This window comes from Dietzia cercidiphylli, assembly GCF_014145145.1.
In the GTDB taxonomy this organism is placed as follows: domain Bacteria; phylum Actinomycetota; class Actinomycetes; order Mycobacteriales; family Mycobacteriaceae; genus Dietzia; species Dietzia natronolimnaea.
Genome location: NZ_JAALEA010000023.1, coordinates 1 through 1,276, shown reverse-complemented (window position 1 = coordinate 1,276; position 1,276 = coordinate 1). Strand labels below are relative to the sequence as shown.

General features: G+C 58.3%; 2 protein-coding genes. Both read left to right on the top strand.

Annotated features, from left to right (window positions below):
- Window positions 1-70: 70 nt before the first annotated feature.
- Complete coding sequence (locus G6028_RS17405) at window positions 71-364, top strand: transposase (protein WP_095719256.1); 294 nt, start codon at window positions 71-73, stop codon at window positions 362-364.
- Complete coding sequence (locus tag G6028_RS01465; protein WP_202959127.1) at window positions 361-1,245, top strand: IS3 family transposase; 885 nt, start codon at window positions 361-363, stop codon at window positions 1,243-1,245. The genes G6028_RS17405 and G6028_RS01465 overlap by 4 nt, the downstream gene beginning before the upstream one ends.
- The last annotated feature ends 31 nt before the right edge of the window (window positions 1,246-1,276 follow it).

Below are 1,276 nucleotides of genomic sequence, written 5' to 3'. Positions count from 1 at the left end.
TGGACCGTTCCCGTTCTGGTGGACACGCGGAGATGAGCGGAGAGTTCCCCCGAGATAGAGGGAGCAGATTATGGGATCGACTCGTCGGAGCTTCACTCCCGAGTACAAGGCCAACGCGGTAAGTTTGGTTATCGATGATGGTCGTGCGATCGCCGAGGTTGCACGCAGTATCGGCGTTCACGAGATGACGTTGGGGAAATGGGTGAAGAAGTCCCGAGACGAGGGAAACGGCGAGTCTGACCGCCCGTTGAATGAGGACGAGCGGGCGGAACTCGAGCGTCTCCGCGAAGAAGTGAAACACGCCCGGATGGAGGCGGAGTTCGCAAAAAAAGTAGCGACCTGGTTCGCGAAAGACCCGCGGTGAAATTCGCGGCTATCGCGGACTGGGCTGAATCCGATTCCTATCCGGTTACGTTCATGTGTGCTCAACTCGACGTATCGACTTCTGGCTATTACAAATGGCGTGGCAAATCCCGCTCAGCTCGAGACCTGCGGGACGACGAACTGACCACGCTGATCGAGTGCCTCTACGAGCGTCTCAACGGCCGCCCTGGCGTTCGTCGTATGCGCGCAGAGCTCGCCGCCGGCGGCCATCGGGTCTCGCACAAGCGGGTGTGGCGGCTCATGAAAACCGCAGGCCTGGAAGGCCGCCACCCGAAGGCGTGGAAGCGCACCACCGTCGCCGGAGAGCGCCCCGTTCCTGCACCTGACCTCGTCGGCCGTGACTTCACGGCGGCCGAGGCGAACACCAAGTGGTGCGGCGATATTACTTACGTGCGGACCTGGAATGGCTGGGCGTACTTGGCCACCGTCATCGATCTGCACTCCCGGATGGTCGTCGGATGGGCCGTGGCCGACCATATGCGCACCGAGCTGGTCACCGACGCACTGGACATGGCCATCGCTCGTCGTCGACCACCCGGAAAAGTAATATTTCACAGCGATCGCGGAACTCAATACACGTCCGCTGACTTCGACAAGTACTGCACGAAAAACAATATCCGACGATCGTTGGGGCGCACTGGAATTTGTTTCGACAATGCGGTCGCAGAATCATTCTTCGCGAGTTACAAAAAGGAACTCATTCACACGCGCCCATGGCCCACCCTGAAAGCACTCACAAAGAGCACATTCACCTGGATCGAGGAGTACTACAACAGGGCACGACGACATTCCACACTGGGATATTTGACACCAGCCGAGTATGAACTAGGATTCAGAGACATATACGAACTCGCCGCTTAATTGCAGTGGCCACTTTAGCGGGAACACTCCA

Excerpts from the sequence above, each read along its gene's own strand:
- G6028_RS17405 (WP_095719256.1), top strand. The coding sequence starts at position 71 with ATGGGATCGACTCGTCGGAGCTTCACTCCCGAGTACAAGGCCAACGCG.